Origin of the sequence: Kordia sp. (genome assembly GCF_045105435.1) — a bacterium.
Taxonomy (GTDB): domain Bacteria; phylum Bacteroidota; class Bacteroidia; order Flavobacteriales; family Flavobacteriaceae; genus Kordia.
The window spans coordinates 1-4639 of the sequence record NZ_JBGCDL010000353.1; the positions used below are offsets into that span (position 1 = coordinate 1).

A 4639-nucleotide genomic window follows, 5' to 3' on the forward strand; every position below is an offset into this window, starting at 1 on the left:
CGTTCATAATCCGTAATTAATAAAAAATCGGTTCCGTTTTCTTTTACTAATGTCAAACCGTGCGCGCCAGGATAATTTGTTCCCCAAGTTTCTAACAGCTTTCCAGATTTATCATAAATAATCACATTGTTTTTCGTGTGATTGGTTAGTAAAACGATTCTACCTTTGGAATCTTGTAACATTTCATGACAATCGTTTACAGGCGTTTGCGAAGGATTCAAATTTCCCCAATTCAGATCGACTTTGTATTTGTGTGAATTGTGTCCAACGATGACATCATTATTCGCGCCAAGCGAAAAAGCAGAGCTTAAACTTGGAGCTGCTAGTAATCCTAACGAAAGTAACGATGAATGTTTTAAAAATTTTCTCCGATCCATAGTTAACTTAATAAATCGTGAACAACATGACCAGAAACGTCCGTTAGTCGGAAACGTCGTCCTTGATGTTTATAGGTGAATTTTGTGTGATCGACGCCCATTAAATGCATCATGGTAGCTTGTAAGTCATGTACATGCACAGGATCTTTTTGAATATTATAGCCAAAATCATCGGTTTCTCCATACGTGAAGCCAGGTTTTACGCCGCCACCTGCCATAAACATGGTAAAGCATCTTGGATGATGATCGCGTCCGTAATTGGTTTCCGTTAATGTTCCTTGACTGTAGTTTGTTCGACCAAATTCGCCGCCCCAAACAACCAAAGTATCTTCTAGTAAACCACGTTGTTTTAAGTCTAAAATTAATGCGGCTGTCGCCTGATCTACATCTTTTGCTTGTTTTGAAATGTGATCCGGTAAATTATCGTGCTGATCCCAACCCATGTGATATAATTGGATGAATCGCACATCTTGTTCAGCCAATCTTCTGGCAAGCAAGCAATTTGCTGCGTATGTTCCAGGAACGGTAGCGTCCGAACCATACATTTGAATGATATGATCGGGTTCTTCTTCAATATTCATCGTGGTCGGAACCGAAGTTTGCATTCGGTATGCCATTTCGTACTGCTCGATTCTGCTGTTGATTTCCGGGTCGCCAAATTCGCGTTCTTGCTTTTCGTTGAGTTCGCTTAAATGATCGAGCATTTTTCTACGTTCGGCACGTGTCATTCCTTCCGGATCTTTTAAGTATAAAACAGGATCTTTCCCAGAACGAAATTGTACACCTTGATGCAATGAACTTAGGAAACCATTTCCCCAAAGTCTGGAATATAATGGTTGTGCTAACGGTCTTCCTGTTCCACGAGAAAGTAGTACCGAAAATGTTGGTAAGTTGTCGTTTAAACTTCCCAAACCATAACTCATCCATGAGCCAATGCTTGGTCGTCCAGCTTGTTGCGAGCCTGTTTGAAAAAACGTGATTGCAGGATCATGATTGATGGCTTCTGTGTGCATGGATTTAACAAAACACAATTCGTCCACAATTTTGGCGGTATATGGCATCAATTCGCTTACCCAAGCACGTGATTCGCCATATTGATCAAATTTGAAATTACTTCCAACGAGTGGAAAACTATCTTGTCCAGAAGTCATTCCTGTTAATCGTTGTCCTTTTCTAACAGAATCTGGCAGTTCTTGACCGCGCATTTTATCGAGTAATGGTTTGTAATCAAACAATTCTAATTGTGATGGTCCGCCACTTTGAAACAGGTAAATGACACGTTTTGCTTTTGAAGCAAAGTGTGGTAAGTTCATTCCTTTCAGCGGAGAATCGGCAGCTTCAATAATAGAAGAAAACGGATCGAGCATAGATGCAGCGGCAATTCCGCCAATTCCTAAGCCTAGTTTTTTTAAAAACTGTCTGCGTGTGTTGTTTAAAAAATGTTTGTGAACTTCTTCCATGATTATCCTTTTACAATTGCTTCATCAAGATTGAAGATTAAACTTGTGAGTACGCCAAAAGCGTATATTTTTTCTTTTGCAATATCGTTTGTGATTTTTATTTTTTTGGTGGAATCGTAATTTGATTCGGTTTCTTTTAGAAATTTCAATAAGTTTTCAATTTCGGTTGCGTCTGGCGTTCGCGAAGTAATTTTTCTGAAAATGGTTTCAATCCGCGCTTCATCAGTTAGATTGTTTTCTTTCAACACTTGGATCGCCAATGTGTTTGCCGCTTCTATTAATTGCGGATCATTTAGCATAACCAAAGCTTGTAATGGCGTACTTGTTTTTTGGCGTTCAACCGTACAATAATCGCGCGTAGCAGCATCAAAAGTCATCATGGCAGGTGGCGGAACAGTTCGTTTCCAAAATGTGTATAAACTTCGTCTGTACAAATTCTCGCCAGAATCCATTATGTATTCAGTTAAACCTTGACCAGATGTTGTTTCTGCCCACAAACCTGTAGGTTGATATGGTTTTACACTTGGGCCACCTACTTTTTCGACTAATAATCCACTTACTGATAGTGCGTTGTCTCGAATCATTTCAGCAGTCAATTTATCGCGAGAACTTCTCGCCAACCATTTATTGTTTGGATCAATTTCTATGAGTTGATCGGTTGTTTTTGTCGTTTGCTGATACGTATTTGATAGCACCATTCGCTTGATCATTTTCTTCGTATTCCAACCTTCTTCACGATAGGTAATTGCGAGCCAATCTAATAACTCCGGATGCGAAGGCAATGCACCTTGATTTCCAAAGTCAGCACTTAATGCTACAATTCCTTTTCCAAAGATTTGTTGCCACAAACGGTTTACAGCCACTCTTGCGGTGAGCGTGTTTTGGTCGTCAAATAACCAATTTGCCAAACCGAGTCTGTTTTGTTCGTAATTTTTTGTGAATGGTAAGACAGCTTTTGGCGTTGTGAAGTTGACTTCATCGCCATGTGCATCGTACGCGCCACGTTTTAAAACATAGGTTTTTCTCGTTGGCGCATCATCTTTCATGACCATAAGTTGTACTTCTTTGATGGAATCGGGCATGTGGATGAAACCAAGAACATCGTCAATTTCTTTTTGTGTAATTTTTATGTTTGGTTTTGGAATTTCACCATAATCCATGCGTCCTTTTTCATTGACTTTATTGAAAAAAGCATAGAAACCAAAGTATTCTTTTTGTGAGATTGGATCGTATTTATGATCGTGACATTGCGCACATTCCATCGTTAATCCGAGTAATGATTTTGAGACTGTATTGGTTCTATCTAAAACATATTCAACACGATATTCTTCATCTATAACGCCGCCTTCTTGAGTTATTTTATGATTTCGATTGAAACCTGTTGCTACAATTTGTTCTAAAGTTGCATTTGGTAATAAATCACCAGCGAGTTGCCATTTTACGAATTCGTCATAAGGTATATTTCTATTGAATGCGCTAATGACCCAATCCCGCCAAGGCCACATGGTACGTTCTAAATCGTCTTGATACCCGTGTGTATCGGAATAGCGTGCAATATCGAGCCAATTCGTTGCAAAATGTTCGCCGTAACGTGTAGAATTCAGCAAATGATTTACCACTTTTTCATAAGCGTTTTTGCTTTCATCCTTTAAAAAAGCATCAATTTCGGTGAGATTTGGTGGTAATCCTGTCAAATCAAAATAAACACGTCGAATCAGTTTTTCTTTGCTAGCTTTTTCAGATGGAGTTAATCCTTTTTGTGTGAGTTTTTCAATAATAAAATTGTCAATTTCATTTGAAATTAAGCTATTATTTTCAATTGTTGGGACGTTGCTTTTTTTAGGGATTACAAATGCCCAATGCTCTTTCCAAACGGCGCCTTGTTGCACCCATTTTGTCAATACTTTCTTTTCATATTCGCTTAAAGAAAGGTTTGAAGTTGAAGGCGGCATTAATTTGATAGGATCTTTCGAATTGATTCTTGCGACTAGTTTACTTGATATAGTATCGCCTGGAATAATGGCAAAATGATTGTTTTGTTCACTTAAAGCTGAAAAAGCACCTTCTTTCGTATCTAATCGTAAATTAGCTTCGCGAGTTCCGTCATCGGGTCCGTGACATAAGTAGCAACGATCGGAAAGAATCGGTTTTACATCAAATATATAATCAATCGTTTCAGGAACTTTAGTTGACTTGCCATTAGCGTTTGGTGCGTTTAAATTGTCAATGGCAATATAAGTGTTTCCTTTACTTTTATTAAAATATTTGTATGCTAGAATTCCTAAAAAGGGAATTAGAAAATAGCATAATAATACTAAAGGGTTGGTTTTCTTTTTTGTATTCAAAGCAGGTTTGTTTTTTCTATTGCTAGTCGTTTTTAAACTGGACAACCAATTAATAGTTTTGTAAGATACTAATAAGCAACTTATTTTTAAAAAAATTAATACCTTCTAGTTATGAGTTTTGGTCTGCATGACGAAGAACAAAATATTATAAAAAAGTGAACAGTTTTTCTTTTATGAATCCTAAAATCAGACAGGTATTTGTATTGAAAAGCATAGAATTTGATTTTTTGAGTTACGGTTTTTAGAGGTTTTATATTTTTTAGGCTATTTGTTTGTTTGTGTAAATATTTGTAAATTAGCAACTTAGGTCATGTGTAATTCACAAGCCTACTATAATTACGGTAAAACCGTAACAGAAGTAATGTTTTATCTTAGCACTCTTTTAAGATATAGTTTATTTTTGTTCAAAACATATTGAGGTTTAGGGGAATCTCATTATAATAGTATTATTCTATTA

Annotated in this window: 2 protein-coding genes and 1 pseudogene; all 3 read right to left on the minus strand. The window is 37.1% G+C overall.

Annotated features, from left to right (window positions below):
• Positions 1-377, minus strand: a pseudogene (locus AB8B65_RS17945) (6-bladed beta-propeller); the annotation flags it as partial.
• Between the two features lie 2 nt (positions 378-379).
• Complete coding sequence (locus AB8B65_RS17950; protein WP_405302663.1) at positions 380-1837, minus strand: DUF1501 domain-containing protein; 1458 nt, start codon at positions 1835-1837, stop codon at positions 380-382.
• Between the two features lie 2 nt (positions 1838-1839).
• A complete protein-coding gene (locus tag AB8B65_RS17955; RefSeq protein WP_405302664.1) occupies positions 1840-4182 on the minus strand; it encodes a PSD1 and planctomycete cytochrome C domain-containing protein in 2343 nt (780 codons plus the stop codon).
• Positions 4183-4639 lie beyond the last annotated feature (457 nt).